The 21,967-nt window shown below is 59.6% G+C and carries 18 protein-coding genes; 13 read left to right on the forward strand and 5 right to left on the reverse strand.

The annotated features are described in order from the left end of the window. Nucleotide 1 precedes the first annotated feature (1 nt). A complete protein-coding gene (locus L3X40_RS09670; protein WP_445177173.1) occupies nucleotides 2–292 on the forward strand; it encodes a hypothetical protein in 291 nt (96 codons plus the stop codon). A 239-nt stretch (nucleotides 293–531) separates the two neighbouring features. Here the strand turns inward: L3X40_RS09670 and L3X40_RS09675 are convergent, their stop codons facing one another. Further along, entirely contained in the window at nucleotides 532–1,494 is a 963-nt protein-coding gene (locus L3X40_RS09675; protein ID WP_237365437.1) for an isoaspartyl peptidase/L-asparaginase family protein, read from the reverse strand. 143 nt (nucleotides 1,495–1,637) lie between these two features. Here L3X40_RS09675 and ispG point away from each other — a divergent pair, with 143 nt between their 5' ends. From ispG to L3X40_RS09715, 8 genes are all read left to right on the forward strand, one after another. After that, nucleotides 1,638–2,765 carry a flavodoxin-dependent (E)-4-hydroxy-3-methylbut-2-enyl-diphosphate synthase gene (ispG, locus tag L3X40_RS09680; protein ID WP_237365438.1) on the forward strand — a complete coding sequence of 376 codons (1,128 nt, stop codon included), beginning with the start codon at nucleotides 1,638–1,640 and terminating at the stop codon, nucleotides 2,763–2,765. 128 nt (nucleotides 2,766–2,893) lie between these two features. After that, complete coding sequence (locus L3X40_RS09685) at nucleotides 2,894–5,188, forward strand: FtsK/SpoIIIE family DNA translocase (RefSeq protein ID WP_237365439.1); 2,295 nt, start codon at nucleotides 2,894–2,896, stop codon at nucleotides 5,186–5,188. A 104-nt stretch (nucleotides 5,189–5,292) separates the two neighbouring features. Beyond that, nucleotides 5,293–5,925 carry a LolA family protein gene (locus L3X40_RS09690; protein WP_237365440.1) on the forward strand — a complete coding sequence of 211 codons (633 nt, stop codon included), beginning with the start codon at nucleotides 5,293–5,295 and terminating at the stop codon, nucleotides 5,923–5,925. 262 nt (nucleotides 5,926–6,187) lie between these two features. Continuing rightward, nucleotides 6,188–6,982, forward strand: a complete 795-nt coding sequence (locus L3X40_RS09695) for an exodeoxyribonuclease III (RefSeq protein WP_237365441.1) — start codon at nucleotides 6,188–6,190, stop codon at nucleotides 6,980–6,982. Continuing rightward, nucleotides 6,982–8,043 (forward strand): GTP cyclohydrolase II, encoded by a 1,062-nt coding sequence (gene ribA, locus L3X40_RS09700; protein ID WP_237365442.1) that lies wholly within the window; start codon nucleotides 6,982–6,984, stop codon nucleotides 8,041–8,043. Before L3X40_RS09695 ends, ribA begins: the two co-directional genes overlap by 1 nt. After that, a complete protein-coding gene (locus L3X40_RS09705; protein ID WP_237365443.1) occupies nucleotides 8,040–8,549 on the forward strand; it encodes a L,D-transpeptidase family protein in 510 nt (169 codons plus the stop codon). Before ribA ends, L3X40_RS09705 begins: the two co-directional genes overlap by 4 nt. Before the next feature lie 102 nt (nucleotides 8,550–8,651). Next, complete coding sequence (typA, locus tag L3X40_RS09710; RefSeq protein ID WP_237365444.1) at nucleotides 8,652–10,469, forward strand: translational GTPase TypA; 1,818 nt, start codon at nucleotides 8,652–8,654, stop codon at nucleotides 10,467–10,469. A 55-nt stretch (nucleotides 10,470–10,524) separates the two neighbouring features. Beyond that, nucleotides 10,525–10,794: a DUF3297 family protein gene (locus L3X40_RS09715; RefSeq protein ID WP_237365445.1), complete on the forward strand. Its 270-nt coding sequence runs from the start codon at nucleotides 10,525–10,527 to the stop codon at nucleotides 10,792–10,794. A 97-nt stretch (nucleotides 10,795–10,891) separates the two neighbouring features. Here L3X40_RS09715 and L3X40_RS09720 read toward each other — a convergent pair whose 3' ends face one another. Beyond that, on the reverse strand, nucleotides 10,892–12,673 hold the full coding sequence (locus tag L3X40_RS09720) for an aminopeptidase P family protein (protein WP_237365446.1): 1,782 nt from the start codon (nucleotides 12,671–12,673) through the stop codon (nucleotides 10,892–10,894). A gap of 99 nt (nucleotides 12,674–12,772) precedes the next feature. Here L3X40_RS09720 and L3X40_RS09725 point away from each other — a divergent pair, with 99 nt between their 5' ends. Beyond that, nucleotides 12,773–14,863 carry a S9 family peptidase gene (locus L3X40_RS09725; protein WP_237365447.1) on the forward strand — a complete coding sequence of 697 codons (2,091 nt, stop codon included), beginning with the start codon at nucleotides 12,773–12,775 and terminating at the stop codon, nucleotides 14,861–14,863. On the opposite strand, the gene L3X40_RS09730 is transcribed toward L3X40_RS09725, so the two are convergent. From L3X40_RS09730 to hemC, 3 genes are all read right to left on the reverse strand, one after another. Next, on the reverse strand, nucleotides 14,854–15,543 hold the full coding sequence (locus L3X40_RS09730) for an alpha/beta fold hydrolase (protein ID WP_237365448.1): 690 nt from the start codon (nucleotides 15,541–15,543) through the stop codon (nucleotides 14,854–14,856). The genes L3X40_RS09725 and L3X40_RS09730 overlap by 10 nt on opposite strands. Before the next feature lie 157 nt (nucleotides 15,544–15,700). Then, a complete protein-coding gene (locus L3X40_RS22500; RefSeq protein WP_445177174.1) occupies nucleotides 15,701–17,308 on the reverse strand; it encodes a uroporphyrinogen-III synthase in 1,608 nt (535 codons plus the stop codon). Next, entirely contained in the window at nucleotides 17,305–18,246 is a 942-nt protein-coding gene (gene hemC, locus L3X40_RS09745; protein ID WP_237365449.1) for a hydroxymethylbilane synthase, read from the reverse strand. The genes L3X40_RS22500 and hemC overlap by 4 nt, the downstream gene beginning before the upstream one ends. 44 nt (nucleotides 18,247–18,290) lie before the next feature. On the opposite strand from hemC, the gene tsaD reads away from it, so the two are divergent. From tsaD to L3X40_RS09760, 3 genes are all read left to right on the forward strand, one after another. Next, the gene (gene tsaD / locus L3X40_RS09750; protein ID WP_237365450.1) at nucleotides 18,291–19,325 is read left to right on the forward strand and encodes a tRNA (adenosine(37)-N6)-threonylcarbamoyltransferase complex transferase subunit TsaD; all 1,035 of its coding nucleotides are present in this window, start codon (nucleotides 18,291–18,293) and stop codon (nucleotides 19,323–19,325) included. A gap of 5 nt (nucleotides 19,326–19,330) precedes the next feature. Beyond that, nucleotides 19,331–20,314 carry an NAD(P)H-dependent glycerol-3-phosphate dehydrogenase gene (locus L3X40_RS09755; RefSeq protein WP_237365451.1) on the forward strand — a complete coding sequence of 328 codons (984 nt, stop codon included), beginning with the start codon at nucleotides 19,331–19,333 and terminating at the stop codon, nucleotides 20,312–20,314. Nucleotides 20,315–20,391: 77 nt separating this feature from the next. Next, complete coding sequence (locus tag L3X40_RS09760; RefSeq protein ID WP_237365452.1) at nucleotides 20,392–21,894, forward strand: lipopolysaccharide biosynthesis protein; 1,503 nt, start codon at nucleotides 20,392–20,394, stop codon at nucleotides 21,892–21,894. Nucleotides 21,895–21,967: the final 73 nt, after the last annotated feature.

A 21,967-nucleotide genomic window follows, 5' to 3' on the forward strand; every position in this document is an offset into this window, starting at 1 on the left:
TATGACGATGGTTATGGGTATGGCGGCGTATCTATGGGTTATGGCGCCGGTTCATATTATGATCCGGGCTATGGCGGATATTATGGCTGGTATGACGGTTTTTACTATCCTGGGACCGGCTATTATGTCTTTGACCGGCAGGGGCATCGCCACCGTTGGCGGGACAATCACCGGCGATACTGGGAAGGCCGCCGCACGCATCGTCGCGACGATTACCGCGACGAGCGACGGAGCCGGCACCAGTACAGGAGCGGGAATATACAACGCGATCGAAGTGGCGAGCGGCATGTGAATCGCAGGCAGGACCGCGTCGAACGGCCAGTCCGAAAGCAGGAAAATGTTGCCGGACCAGTGCGGACACGCCGGGAAGCCGCCATACAAAGTCGGCGATCACAGGCGCGAGAACAGCCACAGGCGCGAGAACAGCGGACGGAAACAAGGGGGCAGCGGCGTGAATCGCGGTCTCACCGATCCTTGGACGACAATTCACGACGCGACCGCCGTTAGATCCTGATCCTGGCGGTCAGGGCGTCATTCGTCGGCATAAATGGCAATGACCCGTTCGCCTGTGCTGCCCGTTCTTGCGCGATACATGCCCGGTGTGTTGAACGACCAGACGAGGTCGCCGCCCGGGCCGGTAACGATGACGCCGCCGACGCCGCCCATCCCACCCAGCTCCGCGATCACGGCATCTGCTGCTTGTTGCAGACTTTCACCCTTCATACGCACACGCGCGCAGATTTCATGGGCGACACCGATGCGGATGAAATATTCGCCCGCTCCGGTGGCAGAGACGGCACAGGCACGGTCATCGGCATAGGTGCCTGCGCCTATGACAGGCGAATCGCCAATTCGGCCCCAGCGCTTGCCCGTAAGGCCGCCCGTCGATGTCGCGGCGGCGACATGTCCTTCATGATCCAGTGCAACCGCGCCCACGGTGCCGTATTTCATATCTATGTCGAAATAGCGGCTCTTGTGCTGCCGGAATTCCTGCCATTGCCGTTTGCGTTCGGGCGTTTCAAACCAGGAAGGATCGACCTGTTCGATCCCTTTTTCAATGGCGAACCGTTCGGCGCCCTTGCGATTGAGAAACACGTGCGGACTGTCTTCCATCACATGACGGGCCAGCACTACGGGATTTTTCGTCCTTGAAATGCCGGTCACCGCACCTGCGTTCCGGTCTCGACCATCCATGATGGCTGCATCGAGTTCTATCGTTCCATCATAGGTATAGACTGCGCCGCGTCCGGCGTTGAAATGGGGATTGTCTTCCAGCACCTTTACGCTTGCCGTCACCGCATCCAGTGCAGAGCCGCCGAGTTTCAGCAAAGCCGATCCGGCATCCAGTGCCCGGCCCAGCGCAGCCCTGACTCCGCTGTCCTGCGGTTGAGTCATCTGATCACGCGTCATGCTTCCCGCACCGCCATGGATGAGGAGCCGCCATTGCAAAGCCTCTTCGATTGTCGGGTTCTTTTCTGTTGCTGGAATGACCATCGCACATTCTCCAACGCAAGATCTTGTTCAGACGCAATCTGTACCGCTGTTTCCATTAGCGTGCCACGGGGCCGCATGGCCCTCGCATGTCTGGCACAGGCGCGCTATAGGAACCACGGAACGAAGCAACGGAGTCCGTCCCCATGTCTGTACGCCCCTGGCGCGACATAGAAAGGCGTAAATCGCGCCAGATCATGATCGGGAATGTGCCGGTGGGTGGCGATGCCCCCGTGACAGTCCAGACCATGACCAACACGCTGACGTCCGACGTCAAGGCAACGATCGACCAGATTCGCCGCTGCGAGGAGGCAGGTGTAGACATCATCCGCGTGTCCTGCCCCGATGAGGAATCAACCGCTGGCTTGAAACAGATCGTGCGGGCGTCGCGGGTGCCGATCGTCGCCGACATTCATTTCCATTACAAACGGGCACTGGAAGCGGCCGATGCGGGTGCTGCCTGTTTGCGCATCAATCCCGGCAATATCGGCAGTGAAGCGCGTGTGAAGGAAGTGGTGGACGCCGCCAAGGCCAATGGCTGTGCCATCCGCATCGGCGTAAATGCGGGCAGCCTGGAACGCGACCTGCTCGAAAAATATGGCGAGCCTTGCCCAGAAGCATTGGTCGAAAGTGCGCTGGACCACATCAAGCTGCTGCAGGATCAGGATTTCCACGATTACAAGGTTGCGGTAAAGGCGAGCGATGTGTTCCTGGCGGTATCTGCCTATATGGGGCTGGCGGAAGCCGTCGATTGCCCGCTGCATCTGGGCATTACGGAGGCAGGGGGCTTGATCGGCGGCACCGTGAAAAGCGCCATCGGTATCGGTAACCTGCTGTGGGCCGGGATTGGTGACACAATCCGCGTTTCCCTGTCCGCCGAGCCGGAGGAGGAAGTGCGCGTCGGCTATGAAATTCTCAAATCGCTTGGCATTCGTTCCCGCGGCGTGCGCGTCGTTTCCTGCCCCAGTTGCGCGCGGCAGGGGTTCGACGTCATCCGCACGGTGCAGGCGCTTGAAGCGCGGTTGCAACACATCCATACGCCGCTTTCGCTTTCGGTATTGGGGTGTGTCGTCAATGGTCCGGGAGAGGCGCGCGAAACCGACATCGGGATTACCGGCGGCGGGGCGGGCAAGCACATGGTCTATCTGTCAGGCGTTACCGACCACCATGTGCAGGATGCCGATATGATCGAACATATTGTCAAACTGGTCGAAGCCAAGGCAGCAGAGATAGAGGCCGCGGAAGTCATAGTGGGACAGGTGGCCGCGGAATAACGAATCGTTCGCTCCGAGCGTGATGGTCCGGGTCTGACCGTTTGACAGCAGCCACCCTTGACGTGGACTCTCTGTCCGGCGCATTGTGACGCCAAGAACATTTCAAGCACATTTGCAGGGATAGACACATGGCCGGCCGGGCAGCGGCAAAACGCACACCAGAATGGCGGGAAATGCTGAAACGCAGCCTGTTGCGCAGCGGCGAGCTGATCGGATCGATCCTGCTGTTTTTCGCCACCATATTCCTTGCCTTTGCCTTGTTGAGCTATCAACCGACCGATCCGTCGATGAATACGGTGGCGGGCGGAGCCATCGCCAATATGATGGGTGCACCGGGTGCATGGATAGCCGATTTCATCCTGTGGCTTTTGGGTGTTCCGGGTGCGCTGCTTCTGCCGCTGATGCTTGTGCTGTCGCGGCGCATGTGGGGTGAATATGAAATGGACGGCTGGCGCGGACAGCTTGGCCGCTGTCTTGTCGGCATTTTCCTTATCGGTCTGGCGCTGTCGCTCTATCAGCCCGAGCCCATGATTGCCCTGCCCGCGGGTTGGGGGGGGGTCATCGGTCTTTTGAGTGCCAAGGCGATATTCATCTTGGCCGGCAGCGTGCCTGAACCCGGACCATGGTGGCTTTCTGCGGCGATCATGGCATTGGGCATCATAGCGGGCAGTATCCTCTGGTATCGTAGTCTGGCCTTGGAAAGGCCGCTTTTCCGTCTGGAGTGGCCAAAGCTGCCCCGCTTTAATCTGCCCGGCCGTAACGAAACCACGGGCGATATTCGTGCCGACTCTATTGAGGCGACACCGCGCCCTGCGGTTGCTCCCACCGCAAGGCCGACGATCAACATTCAGTCGCCTCAACCTGCTACGCGTCCCCAAAACCGCGATGTGCGGCAGGAGGATCTTTTTGGCAACGTCGTGCTTCCCTCGCCTGATTTGCTTGCACAGGCCCCAGCCAATAGCGGAGTAAAGATCGACAAGGCCAGCTTGGAGCGCAATGCACGGTTGCTGGAATCCGTGCTCGATGACTTTCATGTAAAGGGCCATATCACCGAGGTGCGCCCCGGTCCGGTCGTTACCATGTACGAACTGGAACCGGCATCCGGGATCAAGGCGAGCCGGGTTATCCAATTGGCCGAAGACATCGCCCGCAACATGTCGGCGCTGTCAGCCCGCGTCGCCACCATTCCGGGCCGTACCGTCATCGGTATCGAACTGCCCAACGTCAAGCGTGAGGCGGTGGTGCTGCATGAACTGATCTCTGGCGCGGTCTTCGCAGATCAGAATGCCCAGCTTCCCCTGATATTGGGCAAGAACATCAATGGCGACCCGGTCATCGCCGACCTTGCGCCCATGCCGCACCTTTTGATCGCGGGGACGACAGGTTCGGGCAAATCGGTTGGCCTCAACTGCATGATATTGTCGCTGCTCTACCGGTTGACGCCGGACCAGTGCAAAATGATCATGATTGACCCGAAGATGCTGGAGCTCAGCATTTACGACGATATTCCGCATCTCCTCGCGCCCGTCGTGACCGAACCTGCCAAAGCGATCCGCGCACTGAAATGGGCGGTCGAACAGATGGAAGATCGCTATCGCATGATGGCGTCGGTCGGTGTACGCAACCTGGCCAATTTCAATGAAAAGGTCGGCGCGGCCAAGGCAAAGGGCAAGCCGCTCGGTCGCAGGGTCCAGACCGGCTACGATCATGAAACCGGCCAGCCCATCTATGAGGAAGAACAGCTCGATTTTCACCCGCTGGCACAGATCGTGGTGATCATCGACGAACTGGCCGACCTGATGATGACGGCGGGCAAGGAGGTCGAATTCCTGATCCAGCGGCTGGCGCAAAAAGCGCGGGCGGCCGGCATTCACCTGATCATGGCGACGCAGCGCCCCTCAGTCGACGTCATTACCGGCGTCATCAAGGCCAACCTGCCGACCCGAATCAGTTTCCATGTGACGTCCAAGATCGACAGCCGCACCATATTGGGCGAACAGGGCGCAGAGCAGCTTTTGGGCAAGGGCGACATGCTCTACATGCCCGGCGGCAAACAGATTACGCGCGTCCACGGCCCATTCGTTTCGGATGATGAAGTCCGCGCGGTCGCCGATCATTGGCGCGCGCAGGGCCAACCCGACTATAACATGTCCGTGACCGAGGAGCCGGAGGATGGCGGCTTCGCGCTTGATGGCGTAGACTTGTCCGACGACAGCCCGGACGCGCAGAATTACCGCAAGGCATGCCAGCTCGTCTTTGAAAACCAGAAGGCCTCCACAAGTTGGCTGCAACGGCAATTGCGTATCGGCTACAACAGTGCGGCACGCCTGATCGAGCGGATGGAAAATGAAGGTCTTGTCGGCGCCCCCAATCATGTCGGCCGCCGCGAAGTGCTGATGGATGAGAACGGTCAGCCGAAATAGCAGTCGGGTTCATGACTCATATGAATGGCGGTGAACTGATCAATTCAGTTCGCATTCAATAGTCCCCGGTCATATATCAGTATCAAACAACCGGAGATTCCGTCATGGTTCGATATACCCTTGCCTTGCTTGCAGCGCCCATTGTGTTGGCTGTCGCTCCAATGCAGATGGCGGCCGCGCAGCAGGTGTCGGATGATCTGCATCGGGTCAATGCCTATATCCGTGCGGTGAAAAGCATGACCGCTGCCTTTACCCAGACGGACCGCAATGGGCAGGTATTGTCGGGCACACTGACATTGAAACAGCCCGGTAAAATTCGTTTTCAATATCAGGACGACGTACCGCTGCTGATTATCGGCGATGGGCATGCGCTGACCATGATCGATTATGAAGTCCGCCAGGTGCAGCGTTGGCCGATTGGCAATTCACCACTGGGCGCGCTGCTCGACCCTGACCGGGATTTGTCCAAATATGGGAAGATCATCCCGTCCGGGGACCCCGAAATATTGATGGTGGAAGCGCGCGATCCCAAGCGCCCGGAATACGGGATCATCACCATGATCTTCAAACGGAACGCGCAGGCGCCGGCTGGTCTGGAACTCTATGGCTGGGTCGCGCTCGATTCGCAAAACAACCGCACCAGCATCCGCCTGTCGGGACAGCGTTATGGCGTAGCGGTGGCGGATTCGGTTTTCAGGTGGCGGGATCCCCGTCCGAAAGGCAGGCCGGGTCGCTAGACCGAACAGTTTTTACGACAGATGCGGATCGGAATGATCCTGTTCATCTGTCGCTCATATCCGCAGCATTAGAAAAAATGGGTGACGGCGGAACGCCGCGGGATTTCCCCCTGTTGCCCGTGTGTATCGTCCGTCGCCGCACCGCGTGAAAACGCAATAGAGACCCCCGTTCCACGCCCCCGGAGCGGGGGTCTTTCATGTGCCGCCAGTGGCCGCCGCCACACTCTTGCCCCGGCTTGATTTCGGTCCTAGGGAAGTCGGCATGTCCCAAACTATCAAGATCGCCTCCTGGAATATCAATAGCGTTCGTGCCAGAATCGATATCGTCCAACGCTTTATTCAGGAAGAATTGCCAGACATATTATGTCTGCAGGAAACCAAGGTCGTGGACCAGATTTTCCCCGACGGCATGTTTCGTCAGCTGGGCTATAATCACCTGATTTTGCATGGTCAGCCCATGCACCATGGGGTCGCCATCATCAGCCGCATCCCCATCCGCGAAGATGACCGCTTCGATTGGCAGGATAATGGCGAAGCACGGCACGTAGGTGTGCAAATGGAAAACGGAATCAGGCTGGAAAACGTTTATGTGCCTGCGGGCGGCGACATTCCCGACCGCATGGAGAATCCCAAATTTGGTCAAAAGCTGGATTTCCTGGAACGGATGATCGCCTGGTCCGGTCAGCTTGCCACACCCACCATCCTTGTCGGCGATTTCAACATCGCACCATTGGAATGTGATGTGTGGAGCCACAAGCAGCTATTGAACACTGTCAGCCATACACCGCTGGAATGCGAAACGCTGGCCCGCCTGCAGCATGCGCACAGCTGGGTCGATCTGGGACGTAAATTCGTCCCGGCACCCGAACGGTTATATACCTGGTGGAGTTATCGCGCCCGCGATTGGGCGGAATCCGACAGGGGCCGTCGCCTGGATCATATGTGGGCAAGTCCTGCCATCGCCGACGCCGCCATTGCACATCGGGTGGCCGAACCCTGTCGGGGATGGAACAAACCGTCGGATCATGCTCCACTCATCACGGAATTCCAGTTCTGATGAACCCGCGCCTGGCCGCCCGCGCCATCGATGCATTGCACCGGGGTTGGCCAGTCACCGTTTCGGCGGAGGGGAGCGGCTATGCGCTGCTGGCGATTGAAAGCGCAAGCGACGATGCGCTGGCGCAATTCGATGCGGCGGGCACGGCTGACATTCTGGTTTCCGCCAGTCGCGCAGAAACCCTGAAACTGACCAATCAACTTGCCGCCGCGAATCCCGACCAAGGGGTGCTGATCGAACGCACATCGTGGTTGGACCTGCCGCTCGCCATGGCGCTGGCGGATCCGGTGCAGGATCTTGGCTCACCATTGAAGGGGCCGTTCCGCGCCAAATTGCTGGATGCACCCGATGCCGCAGCGGCGGCATTGAAGCTGGCCCGACTGGCCGGAATATTGCCCGCCTTTTTCCTGCGCGCAGAGGATGTAGCAACCGAAGTGACGGTCGATGCCGTGGATATCGAAGCCTATGACGATGCGGCGCGGCTTGCCATTGCAACGCGGGCGCGATTACCTGTGGGGGTTAGTGAAAATACCGAAATCATCGCCTTTCGCAGTCCGGAGGAACCGCAGGAGCATGTCGCTCTCATCATCGGCAAACGCGATGCCAGCGTGCCGGTTGTCCGCCTGCACAGCGAATGTCTGACCGGCGATGTACTGGGATCGCTGAAATGCGATTGCGGCCCGCAACTACATCAGGCGCTGCACCAGATCGCGGAGGCCAAATGGGGCGTGTTGTTGTACCTGCGGCAGGAAGGTCGCGGCATTGGTCTTGTCAACAAGCTGCGTGCCTATGCATTGCAGGATCAGGGTTTCGATACGGTGGACGCCAATGTGAGGCTGGGTTTCGCCATTGATGCCCGCGATTTCTCGGTCGCGGCGCGGATGCTGGACCTGTTGCATATCAAGGATGTGCGCCTGCTCACGAACAACCCGAAAAAGGTCGAGGGGCTGGAACAGGCGGGGATCAAGGTTGTCGAACGCTTGCCGCTTGCCATTACCGCAAACCCGCACAATGCCCATTATCTGACCACTAAGCGGGATCGGACCGGTCATAAGTTATGACGCTCATTCGGGTTGACGGCGCGCAAGGACGATTGAGTTTTGGAGCGATCGACATCCCTTGTGTGATCGGTCGGTCAGGCAGCTGTCCGGCGAACGCCAAGCGGGAGGGCGATGGCTGCACGCCGCTGGGGCGCTGGCCTGTGCGGGGGGCGTTGTTGCGGCCCGGACGCCTGATACTCGACCAGCGCCTGTCGATTCCATGGCGCTGGACGCGGTCCGAGGACGGCTGGTCCGATGGGGCGGGGGACCCGGCCTATAACCGGCCAGTCCGCTTGCCCCGCAACTGGTCCGCCGAACATTTGCAGCGTGACGATGCGGCCTATGATGTCATCATCGTCCTGGGCCATAATGATAATCCGCCCATTCCGGGCGCGGGAAGTGCAATTTTCTTTCACATCTGGGTCGATGCCCGTCCTACGGAGGGCTGTGTTGCCATTGCACCGCAGGAAATGCGACGTATCTTGCCTCTGCTTGGTCCGAAAACAGTGATGGAAATCGTCGGTTAACATCGGCCCCAACCACGCCCATCGTCCTCGCCCCCTTGCTGCGTTGCGACAAAGTCGCTATGGGCGCGGGCTTGTAAACCTCTCACATGGCAGTTTTTTCGCATGAGCCTTCGTAATGTGGCCATCATCGCGCACGTCGATCATGGCAAGACCACTCTGGTTGACCAGCTTTTCCGCCAATCCGGCACCTTCCGCGACAATCAGCGCGTCGAAGAGCGCGCCATGGATTCGAACGACCTGGAGAAAGAGCGGGGCATTACCATTCTGGCAAAGCCCACGTCGATCGATTGGGAAGGCACGCGCATCAATATCGTGGATACGCCGGGTCACGCTGATTTCGGCGGTGAAGTTGAGCGCATCTTGTCGATGGTCGACGGTGTTATCCTGCTGGTTGACAGTAGCGAAGGCGCGATGCCGCAAACCAAGTTCGTGACCGGCAAGGCGCTCGCTTTGGGCCTGCGCCCAATCGTGGTCGTCAACAAGGTCGATCGCCCCGACGAGCGCATTCAGGAAGTGCTGGACGAAGTATTCGACCTGTTCGTCAGCCTGGAAGCCACTGACGAACAGCTCGACTTCCCTGTGCTCTATGCATCGGGTCGCAACGGCTATGCCAGCGAGGATCCGCAGGCGCGTTCAGGCACGCTGACACCGATGTTCCAGAAGATCGTCGATCATGTGCCGCCGCCTGCACTCGACCTCGATGCGCCCTTCACCTTTCTGGTCACGCTGCTTGACCGCGACAACTTCCTTGGTCGTATCCTGACTGGGCGCGTCACTTCAGGTACGCTCAAGATCAACCAGCCGATTCATGCACTCGACATGGATGGCAAGGTGATCGAAACCGGCCGCGCGTCGAAGATATTATCCTTCCGCGGTCTGGACCGCGTGCCGGTTGAAGAAGCACGCGCAGGCGACATTATCAGCCTTGCCGGGCTTTCAGTCGCCACCGTCTCCAACACCATTTGTGATACCTCGGTCACGGTGCCGATCCAGGCGCAGCCGATTGATCCGCCAACGCTGTCGATGCGCTTTGCCGTCAATGATTCACCCATGGCGGGCCGCGAAGGCAGCAAGGTGACGAGCCGCATGATCCGCGACCGTCTGGAACGTGAGGCCGAATCCAACGTCGCGATCAAGGTGACCGAGAGCGATGACAAGGATAGTTTCGAAGTCGCCGGTCGAGGCGAACTTCAGCTTGGCGTGCTTATCGAAACGATGCGCCGCGAAGGCTTCGAGCTGGGGATCAGCCGTCCGCGCGTGCTGTTCGGCACGGATGAAACAGGTGGCCGCACCGAACCCTATGAAACGGTCGTCATTGACGTGGACGATGAATTTACAGGAACGGTCGTCGACAAGATGAACCAGCGCAAGGCGGAAATGACTGACATGCGTCCATCCGGTGGTGGCAAGACTCGCATCACCTTTTCCGCGCCCTCGCGTGGGTTGATCGGCTATCATGGCGAATTTCTGTCCGACACGCGCGGCACCGGCATCATGAACCGCCTGTTCGAGAAATATGGTCCCCACAAGGGCAAGATAGAGGGCCGCAAGAACGGCGTCCTCATCTCCAACGGCGCGGGCGAAGCCAATGCCTATGCGCTTGGCCCGCTCGAAGAGCGCGGCGTCCTGATGGTCGGCGTGGGCGAAGTGCTGTATGAAGGCATGATCATCGGTGAAAATGCGAAGCCCGACGATCTGGAGGTCAACCCGATGAAGTCGAAGGCGCTGACCAACTTTCGCGCCAGTGGCAAGGATGATGCCGTCCGCCTGACCCCGCCATGGAAAATGACGCTGGAACAGGCCATCGCCTATATCGACGATGATGAATTGGTGGAGGTCACGCCCAAGACGATCCGCCTGCGCAAGCGTTATCTCGACCCGAACGAGCGCAAGAGGGCGAGCCGGGCCAAGGCGGCTTGATTTATCGCGTCATCCCGGCTTTAGGACGGGATGACGCTATTAAAGAGATGCTGACATGACCGACACGCCCCCCGATCATCTTTCCACCAACCCGCGCTCCCCGCATTTCGACATGGAGGTGCTGCAACGTGGCATTGGCATCCGGTTCAAGGACCGGGTGCGCAATGATGTCGAGGAATATTGCATTTCCGAAGGCTGGATTCGGGTGGCGGCAGGCAAGACGCGAGATCGTCACGGCCAGCCGCTGACGATAAAGCTTTCCGGCCCGGTTGAAGCCTGGTTCGAGAATGCGGCGGCTGAGAGTGGACCGGCGAGCGAGGAATAAGTTCGTCGTTCCTGCGAAGGCGGAACCCATTTCCGAACCCATCAATTTAACGCTTCGGCAGGAGTTGGATCCCCGCCTTCGCGGGGATGACGAGAGATCATAGCGGCGCGCAGGCCTCCTCCAGCCACGTCCGCGCCGTGCCTTCAAGCTGCGGACCGACGACCTCCAGCACGCTCGCATGATAACCATTCAGCCAGTCGCGCTCCGCATCCGTCAACATGGCGACATGCACCAAATTCCGGTCCAGCGGTGCAAAGGTGAGGGTTTCGAAACCCATCATCTCCTGTTCCGCGCCCGCAATGCCCCGCCTTTCGACCAGCACCAGGTTTTCGATGCGGATGCCATATTCGCCCGTCTTGTAGTATCCTGGTTCATTGGACAGGATCATGCCGGGTTGCAGCGGTTCGTCGCCACCGCCAAAGCTGGCGATGCGTTGCGGTCCTTCATGCACCGACAGGAAACTGCCGACGCCATGTCCGGTGCCATGGGCATAATCCAGCCCCGCCGCCCAAAGATACTGTCGCGCCAGCACGTCCAGTTGCGATCCGCGTGTTCCAACCGGAAACTGCGCGCTGGCAAGTGCAATATGCCCCTTGAGGACCAGTGTGAATCGTTCGCGCATTTCATCGCTGGGCGTGCCGATGGCAAGGGTGCGGGTGACATCGGTCGTGCCGTCACGATACTGTCCACCTGAATCGACCAGATAGAGCGTTCCCGGTTCGATTGGGCGATTGGTCTTGTCCTCAACCCGGTAATGGACGACCGCGCCATTGGGGCCAGCGCCGCTGATCGTGTCAAAGGACAGGTCGACAAGGCAGCCAGTATCCTCACGAAAGGCGCGCAACCGGTTCGCCGCCGACATTTCGGTCAGTTCGCCCTTGGGTGCTTCGACCGAAAGCCAATGCAGGAACCGCGAAAGGGCCGCGCCATCGCGGGCTTGCGCGGCCTTGTGCCCGGCTATTTCAACATCGTTCTTGATCGCTTTGGGAAGAACCGCAGGATCGCGTAGTTCCAGCACGGTCGCACCGCCCTTTTCCAATCGATCGAATATGGCGGCGACGGCGCGTTCGGGATCGGCGACAATGCGCTTGCCGGAAAATTCTTCCAGATCGCCGGCAAAGCTTGTCTGGTCGTGCACGCGCACCGCATTGCCCAGATGTTGCAGCACATCGTCGACCAGTTTTTCCGGTGCAACATACAGGTCCGCCGTCGCATCGGCATGAACGATGGCATAGGCCAGAGCGACGGGCGTGCGCTCCACATCCTGTCCCCGAATATTCAGCGTCCAGGCGAGCGAATCGAGTGCCGACAGCACCGCCGCATCGGCCTTTTGGGAAACCAGCCAATCGGCAATTTCCTGCCGCTTGTCGGCCGCGCTGCGTCCTGCGTATCTTTCGGGGTGAACAATCAGCTTGGCGCGGCTGGGTTCGGGCTTGTCGGGCCAGACCGCGTCGACGGGATTGCGCTCCACCGCCACCAATTCGGCACCCTTGCCGGCCAGCGCATCGGTCGCCTGCTGCACCCATTTTTTCGTGTGCAGCCAGGGATCATATCCGATCCGCGCTCCCCCGACCGCATGTTCGCGCAGCCATTGCGCCACGCTGCTTTGTGGAACGCCGACATATTGCCAATGCGTGGCGTCCACTTGTTCGCGCACTTGCAGCGTATAGCGCCCATCAACGAAGATTGCCGCTTCCTCCGGCAATACCACAGCCGAACCCGCCGATCCCTGAAACCCGGTCAGCCAGGCCAGCCGCTGCGCATAGGCACCGACATATTCGCTCATATGTTCATCGGTCAGCGGAACGACGAAGCCATCGAGGCGATCCCGTTTCAATTGCGCCCGCAGCGCCTTCAAACGATCTTCATAGGTGGACATCCATGGTTCCTTGACCTTAAGCATTGGCACCCAACATAGGAGCGCGGAGGCAGGCTTGCCAATGTCTCTCTTGTGCCTTTTTCCGTTCAGAAAGATCGAATGACCAAATTGCCCCAATCGTCCCCCAAGCCGCCTGTCGCCCAACAGCGCCCTTACAGTTATGAATGTCATGGCTATAAAGTGGAGGACCCCTGGTTCTGGCTGAAGGACCCGGCTTATCCAAAGGTGGAGGACAAGGACGTCCTTGCCTATCTGAACGCCGAAAACAGCTATTTCGAAACAGCGATGCAGCCGCACAAGGCGCTGACCGATACGATCTTTCAGGAAATGAAAGGCCGCATCAAGGAAGACGATAGCAGCGTTCCGCAAAAGGACGGCGACTGGACCTATTGGCGCGAATTCGAAACCGGCGCGCAATATCGCAAATGGTACAGGCGGCCCATTGCGGGGGGAGAAGCGCAGCTCATACTGGATGAACCGGCATTGGCGGCTGGTAAGGACTATTTCCGGCTGGGCGCGATTTCGGTCAGCCCGGACGGGCGTTATCTGGCTTATGCCATTGACGATAACGGGTCCGAACGGTTCGAAGCGCGGGTGCGTGACCTGTTCACCGGCGAAATGCTGCCCGATGTCATTCCCGGCACACTGTCCTCGCTCGTCTGGACGTCGGACAATCGGGGGTTTCTTTATGGTCTGGCCAATGAAAACTGGCGCACCGACAATGCCCGCCTGCATTGGCTGGGCGATCCGATTGAAAAGGATGTAGAGATATTCCACGAGGCGGATGAGGGCTTTCGCGTCGGTGTGGGTCTGACCAGTTCGGAAAAATGGATTACCATTTCATCGGGCGATCACGTGACCAGCGAAATCTGGCTGTTGCCCGCCCACGATCCGTTGGCAAAGCCGTTGCTGGTCTCGGCACGGCAGGTGGGCCGCGAATATGATGTGGATGAGCATGAGGGCACACTGTTCATCCACACCAACGACACCAGTCCCAATTTCCGCCTCGCCACCGCCAGCATCGATGCGCCCGGCGAATGGCAGGAACTGATCCCCGCATCGCCGCATTTCTACATGACCGATGTGACCAATTTCAAAAATTTCTATGTGGTCGAAGGGCGCGAGGACGGGCTGGATCAGATCGAAATTCGCGATTACGCCACCAACACGCCCAAACGCATTCCCTTTCCAGAGGCAAGCTATGTCGCCGGGTTGGACGATAATCCGGATTATGACGTGACGAAGCTGCGCGTCGGTTATGAATCGATGGTCACGCCCGATACCATCTATGACTATCATCTCGATAGCGGAGAGCTGGAAGTTCTGAAGGTTCAGGAAATTCCTTCAGGCTATGATGCGTCGAAATACGCGACCGAGCGGTTTCACGTGACAGCACGTGACGGGACGGAGATTCCCGTGTCGGTGGTCTATGCCAAGAGCTTCAAAAAGGACGGCAAAGACCCATTGCACCTCTATAGCTATGGGGCTTATGGTTATGCCGTGCCGCCGGGCTTTTCGACCAATAGGCTGTCGTTGCTCGACCGGGGGTTTGCCTATGCCATTGCCCATATTCGCGGCGGGGATGATCTGGGCCAGCAATGGTATCTGGATGGCAAGCTGGAAAAGCGCACCAATACGTTCAACGATTTTGTCGATGTGGCCAAAGGCCTGATCGAGCGGAAATTCACCAGCGCCGGATGCATCAGCATTTCTGGCGGCTCTGCGGGCGGCGAGTTGATGGGTGCAGTGGCCAATTCCGACCCTGAACTTTGGGGTGCGGTGGTGGCGCATGTGCCCTTTGTCGACGTGCTCAACACGATGCTGGATGAAAGCCTGCCGCTGACGCCGGGCGAATGGCCCGAATGGGGCAACCCGATCACGGACAGAGCAGCGTTCGAACTGATCCGCAGCTATTCCCCCTATGATCAGGTGCGCGCTCAGGCCTATCCCCCGATGATGCTGACCGGAGGTCTCAATGATCCGCGCGTGACCTATTGGGAGCCAGCGAAGTGGGCTGCGAAACTGCGCGCGATGAGGACGGACGACAATATTTTGTTGCTTAAAACCAATATGGGCGCTGGCCATGGCGGCAAGTCGGGACGGTTCGATTCACTGGAAGAGGACGCCGAAGAAATGGCGTTCATCCTATGGCAAATGGGTGTGGCGGAATCGCCCTTGGATCAGGCCTGAAGCGCGCGGAAAATGGCTGCGATTGAATCTGGTGCAGTCGTAAATCCCATATGGCCGCAGCCAACCTCGATAGCCACATCACTTTCATGCGGCAGCCCGCGAGCGCAATGACGGTCAACCACGCCGTCATTGCGCGACCAGATGGCATAAGTTGGGACGGGCGGCTTTTCCGTGAGCTTGACCGGGAGCGGGGGCGCATCGACGCGATGGCCGGCGATCAGTTCATATATCCGCCAGGCATGATTGGCGCGAAGGTCCCCGGAAAAAGGTGTGCCGAGCGTGATGACCCTCGCTATGCGATCCCGTGCATGTTTGGCATATTCCCGCGCGATCAGGCCGCCAAGGCTCCATCCGATCAGCGTGACAGGACCCGCATTGACATGTTGTATCTCGTCCATTCGCTGGTCGATGCGGTACAGAATATCGCCGCGAATGCCGAAATTGCGCCCCAGACCCCAGCCATGGCTACGATAATTGGCGGCATTCAGCGTTCGGCGCAGCATGACCGTTGAACCGTCCGCAGCCAGAAATCCCGGAACCACCAGAACATTGTGGCCCTGTCCATCATGGTCCGTCCTGAGCGCAGGTCCGATTCGTCCGCCCCGGCGCAAATCAGCGAGCGCGCGCACTTCACGCAGCAACAGATTCAGCGGCGGCGCGGAAAATGCCGCCGGCTCCATCTTTTGATCTGATGACAGTGACAATCGCACGACAGTTCCATGACCTGTTTGCTACAATTACACTTTTATTACAGTGTAAAGCTGAACGTGTCATTGCTGAATGCGACAAATGGCTGTGCCGGTCCGACACAATCATAAGAGAAGGTCGGGAATAGCCTTAGGGTGCGAGCGGGGAGGGCTGGTCGATGGTACTGCCGTCGGTTGCGCGCAGTTGGCGCGGTTCAAGAATGGCGGCTGTTTCAATCAGGTCGAGCGCGCGTCGCGCCTCAATGTAGCGCCTTGCCTGCTCCATCCATTTTCCGCCCGATGCGCGCCCCGGCATCCGCGATACTTCGGCCAGCGCGGCGTCGGCGCGCCCCGCCTCCAGCAAGCGCTTTGCCCGGGCCAGCCGTCGTTCAGGCAATGCAGACGGCGTTGTCGCTTCCCGAAAGACTACAAGATGCCCCACCTCGCGCTTGATATCGGCCCACCAATTCTGGCTTCGTCCTCTGCCGACGAGTTCAGTCCCAATCTCATCCAGTCCGGCCTGCAAATCCTGCAACGTCACAGGTTCATGCGCGGCATTGATGATAGTAGCGACCGCGCGCGGCTGCGCCTGACCAAAACGCAGGCGCAATTGTCCCTCGATATAGCCGAGCGTAGCGCCGGTATCGAGGGCACGGCGAGCGGCAAAGGCGATCAGCAGCCCTTCGGCCCGGGCGGCGTTGCCTGACGCGGCCTGCGCCTGCACATTGACGCGCGAAATCCGGTCTTCCAGCTCAGCGACCCGCATGTTGAGCGCCTGAGCATGGTTTTGCGGCAATACCTCATCGGACGGTTTTCCCGCCCCGGCGTTTTTTGCAGCAGTGCCGTTAACGGAAGACTTCGCATCCATCCCGGAATTATGTCCGCTGACGGTAGCTTGTTCCTTTTCAGCCCAGCTATCCCAGCGGGTCATCACCCATCCCATTGCGGCAAGGCCACCGACAAAGGCAAGAGCCAGCATGATTGCCATGTTTCGGATGTTATATTTGCCCTTTGCCGGGTTTCCGATGGTCTCATGATCACGGCCCATTATCGTCGTATTTCCCTCATAGAAATCGTCGGAGCCTTTTTTGCACAAAGTGGTCGCGAGAGCCAGTAATGCTTCGTCATTGGGCTGTGCGGCTGCCGTAGCTGATCCCCATCCCTGGCCCGCCTGTTGCAGCACTGCCGGGCTGAGCGCGACCAGGTGCAGTTTGCGCCGTTCCATCATCGGCACCAGCGTTGCAAGTCGCTGCCCGGCGCGTGGTGAATGGATCAGGGCAACGGCTTCCGCTGGCATGGCTGCGGCCAACCCTTCGGCATCGCCTGCCTCTACCGCTTCGTAGACAATCCGCTGCACGATGACGAGTGACCTCGGGTTGGTGGGACGCCTGTCCCGACCGCAGGGGTGAAAAACCCTGCTATGTCCTCGTTCTGCAATGATTTCCAAAACTGCTTGCGCGCCCGACTGACCGACAGCGGCAATATTGAAGCCGTGTGCGCGGGCGGCGTCCGCAGAAGTTTGGCCGACGGCAAAGACCGGCAAGTGCCGATAAAGTTCCAGGTTGGCCCCGCCGTGGCGCACGGCGTTGGCGCTGGTCAGCATTATGGCTTCGAAATCAGCCGGATCAGGCGCCTCCCAAGCGCATGGATGCACTTCAAACAAGGGATAGCAAATGGCGCGGAGACCCAATTCTTCCGCCCGCCGCGCGGTCACAGATGCACCCGGTTCGGGCCGAAGGATCAGTAATGGCAGGGTCATACGGTAAACAGAGCGCGCAATTCGGGACTGGCGCGTTCCAGAAGAGTGTCGGCCAATGTCGCCGCGCTCTTTTCATCGCCTCGGGCAAGGCGTACCTCGCCAGAGACGTGCTCACGCCCGTCAAGGGTGAGAATTTCGGCTTTCAGCAGGATCTTGTCACCCTCTATGCGTGCTAGTGCCGCCATCGGTGAATGACATCCGGCACCCAGACCCAGTAACAAGGCGCGTTCGGCCCGCACGCAGTCGCTGGTGTCGACATGATCTATGGCGGCGAGTAGCCCGCGAACATGGCTATTGCTGGCCAATGCCTCAATTCCCACCGCGCCTTGCGCCGGTGCGGGCAGGATAGTGTCAACGGGAATATCATGCCCTACGTCGTCCTGACCCAGCCGGATCAATCCCGCCGCTGCCAATAATGTAGCATGGGCCTCCCCCGCTTCTACCTTCCGGAGGCGGGTCGCCACGTTGCCGCGAAACAGCACAATGGAAAGGTCGGGTCGCAAGCGCAAAAGCTGGGCGGTGCGGCGCGGTGAACTTGTGCCGACCTTTGCGCCCTGGGGCAGAGCGTCAATGCTGTGTGCGCCGATCAGCCGATCTTGCACATCGGCGCGGGGCAGCATCGCGGCGATGACGATGTCTTCGGGTCGGATGGTTTCGACGTCCTTCATGCTATGCACCGAAAAATCGATCACACCTTCGCCCAGCGCGCGGTCGAGTTCCTTGGTCCAGAGAGCCTTGCCGCCGATTTCCGCCAATGGCCGGTCTTGAATCCGGTCGCCATCGGTCCGCACGGTCACTATATCGATGGCGCCTTCGTCCCATCCATGTGTAGTCCGTAGCGCGGCCGCCACCATATGCGCCTGGACCAGCGCCAGCGGAGACCCTCTGGTGCCAAGGCGCAGGGGTCTGGAGAGCGGCGGATTGTCGGCATGGGTCATATCGTTGCTTGCTCTAATCCTTGTGCGCGGTAGAGGGAAGGGCAATGACGATCATATTGGGCCTTGAATCCAGTTGCGACGAGACGGCGGCTGCGCTTGTGACCGCGGACCGGCGGATATTGGCGCACAAGCTGGCGACGCAAGAGGCCGAACACCGGCCCTATGGCGGGGTGGTGCCCGAAATCGCGGCGCGCGCGCATGTCGAGATGCTGACGCCATTGATAAAGGCGGTTTTTGATGAGGCGGGACTCGCGCTCGCCGATGTCGATGCCATCGCTGCAACTGCTGGCCCTGGTCTGATTGGCGGGGTGATGGTGGGGCTTGTCACCGGAAAGGCGCTTAGCCTTGCGTCGGGAAAGCCGCTGGTCGCTGTCAATCATCTGGAAGGGCATGCGTTATCACCGCGCCTCGTCGATCCATCGCTGGAATTTCCTTATTTGCTGTTGCTTGTTTCCGGCGGCCATTGCCAGCTTTTGCGTGTTGAGGGCGTCGGTCGCTATCGCCGCCTCGCCACCACTATCGATGACGCGGCGGGCGAGGCCTTTGACAAGACGGCCAAGCTGCTGGGTCTTGGCTTTCCCGGCGGTCCTGCCGTTGAACGAGCGGCAGCACTGGGCGACGCCATGGCCGTGCCGCTGCCAAGGCCGCTTCTGGGTGCGAATGATCCGCATTTTTCGTTTGCGGGCCTGAAAAGCGCAGTCCTGCGCGCGCACCAGTCGGGACAGTGGCAGGTGGAGGACATTGCCGCCAGCTTTCAACAAGCGGTCATCGACTGCCTGATCGACCGTACCGGCAAGGCTATTGCGTCTAGTGCAGGCTTGACCGCACTGGTCGTCGCGGGAGGCGTTGCCGCCAATCAATCCGTCAGGACCGCATTGGAAGCACTGGCCATCGATCACGGCCTTCCCTTCGTTGTGCCGCCACTCTGGCTATGCACCGATAATGCCGCCATGATAGGCTGGGCTGGTGCGGAACGCTTTGCGGAAGGATTGACGGATGGACTCGACTTCGTGGCACGGCCGCGCTGGCCGCTCGATCCGGGAGCCGAAAAGGCGCGCGGAGCGGGGGTGAAGGCATGACGGCCATGAAAATCGGTATCATCGGAGCCGGAGCATGGGGTACGGCGCTGGCGCAGGTGGCGGCGGCGAATGACGATCCGGTTTTGCTCTGGGCGTTCGAGGAGGAGGTTGTTCGGGCGGTTAACGACACGCATTGCAACAGCATCTATCTACCGGACAATGCATTAAATCCCGTGATACGGGCGACCGGCGACCTGAACGACCTTTCGGTTTGCGACGCCTTGCTGGTGGTTACGCCTGCGCAGCATCTGGGCGCAATTCTGCAACATGCGCCGGTTGACGGCAAACCGCTCATCCTGTGTTCCAAGGGGATTGAAGCAGGAACGCAAAGGCTGATGTCCGAAGTGGCTGGCGATGTTCATCCCGGTGCACCGATCGCGGTGCTTTCCGGCCCGACCTTTGCGCATGAAGTTGCTGCAGGTCTGCCCACTGCCATCACGCTCGCCTGCACGGACAGTGTGCTGGGTGAGGCGATTGTCGCCCGGCTCGCACGGCCCCAGTTTCGCCCTTACCTGTCCGACGACGTAATCGGCGCGGAAATTGGCGGGGCAGTCAAGAATGTGCTCGCCATTGCCTGCGGCGTGGTGGAAGGTTCCGGATTGGGCCAGAATGCCGGTGCAGCGCTCATCAGCAGGGGGTTCGCCGAAATGACCCGATTTGGCCTTGCACGCGGTGCGCGGGCTGAAACCCTGTCCGGCTTGTCCGGGCTGGGCGATCTTGTGCTGACCTGTTCATCCACCAGTTCGCGTAACTTCTCGCTTGGAAAAGGGCTGGGAGAGGGCAGGGTGGTGGCAGATCTGCTTGCAGATCGCCGGAGCATTGCCGAAGGGGCCTTCACCGCGCCTGTCTTGCAGGCTGCGGCCCGGCAGGCGGGCGTTGACATGCCCATTACCGATGCGGTCTGTGCACTTCTGTCAGGGGTGCTGTCGGCGCCGGAAGCCGTGCACGCGCTTCTTGCACGCCCCTTGCGTCAGGAATATGTAAATTGACACGTTCTTTGCGCACAAGAATTTACATGTCACCCATAGTACGTGATAAGCATCGTCTTTAGATAAGGGGCAATTTTTTGGCGGGTGCGACTACTCCCGGTAGCCCGGTTGATGCGGCATCCCCCGAACAGGCGGATATTGCCGCACTTGCCAAAGGGGGGCGCGTCAATTTCTTTGGCTTTCTGCTGCGCCTTGCCGCGCGTCTGCCTTTCCTGTTCATCGCCGGGCGCATTTACGGTGCCGAAGCGCTTGGACGTTTCGCCTATGCGATCCTGGTGGTGGAGTTCGCGGCACAGCTTGCCACATTGGGATTAAAGCGCGGTCTGGCCAACGAACTGGCTCACGCAAAACGGCCGCATGTCCACGTTGTTTATGATGCCATGCTAGTCAGCACAATCGCATCGATCGCGCTCGCCGCAATCCTGTTCGCCTTTCCTCAGGCACTGTTCCCCAACAGCAGCGTCAATGGTCTGGATGGTCTGTTGCCGTTGATCATCATCGCGGTTGCGGGGTCGGACATTGCACTGGCCGCCTGCGCCTATCGCTATGACATCGCGGCCACGGTCCGTGCGCGCTCAATCATCGAACCCTGGACGATCAGCATCGCCGCCTTTGCCTTCTCCTTCTACTCGTTGCGGGATGGCCTTATCCTTTCCTATGTGCTGTCCATGATCGCGGCGTTGCTTGCCTCGCTCTGGCCGCTTTTCAAAAGCTATGGATCGCCCGCAGGATGGCGCCCGCATCCGATGCGATTGTGGCGTATGGCCCGGCAAAACATGCCGCTTGCCGCCGCCGATGCGGTGGAATGGGGGTCGCGGCGACTTGACCTTGCTATATTGGGCTTGTTCGCCACGCCCTATATTGTCGGCATCTATTATGTTGCGCAGCAGGTCGCGTCCCTGCCGCAAAAGCTCAAGACCAGTTTTGACCCAATTCTGGGCCCCGTCATTACGCGGAATCTTGCGGAAAAAAACTACAAGGCTATTGCCAGTCAGGTCAGCCAGGTCGGTTTCTGGATCATCGCGGCGCAGGCGGGGATTGCGCTGGCACTGGGCATACCGGGCGAAGCGGTGATGGGGCTTGTCGGCCCCAATTTCGTTGGGGGAACAGGCGCGCTGGCCTTTTTACTTGCCGCAGAGGTGATAGCGGCGACCGCCGTGGTGAGTGAAGCTGCGCTGGTCTATATGGCGCGTCACCGCAACCTTGTGATCTCGCTTGCAATGATAGTCGTGCAGGCAGGGTTGAGCTTCGCCTTCATTGCCTTCGCCCGAACGATGGACTGGCTCGATCTTTATGTCGCGGCAGGTCCGGCATTGGCGCTCTGCATCGCTTTGGGTCTTGCCGCTTTGCTCAAGGCGCGGCTGCTGTCCCGCTTGCTTGGCGCCCGTGTCAATGCCTGGCGCTGGGCGTTGTTCTGGGCGGCTGGTCTGGCGACGCTGGTGGGCGTGGGCGTGACCCATATTCCCGAATGGGCGGAACTGATTCTGGGCATCCCGCTGATCCTTGGCGTTTATGGATGGGTGATCTGGTCGAGGGGTTTCGGCCCGGGGGACCGTGAACTGTTCCGCCGCACGGCCTAGTCACCTGAATCCGAAGTTCGCTTCATTGTTTTCTGGCAGAAGCGTTTGACGGCGGCGAGGATCTCGTCGGCGG

The sequence above is a fragment of the Rhizorhapis sp. SPR117 genome (assembly GCF_021742065.1).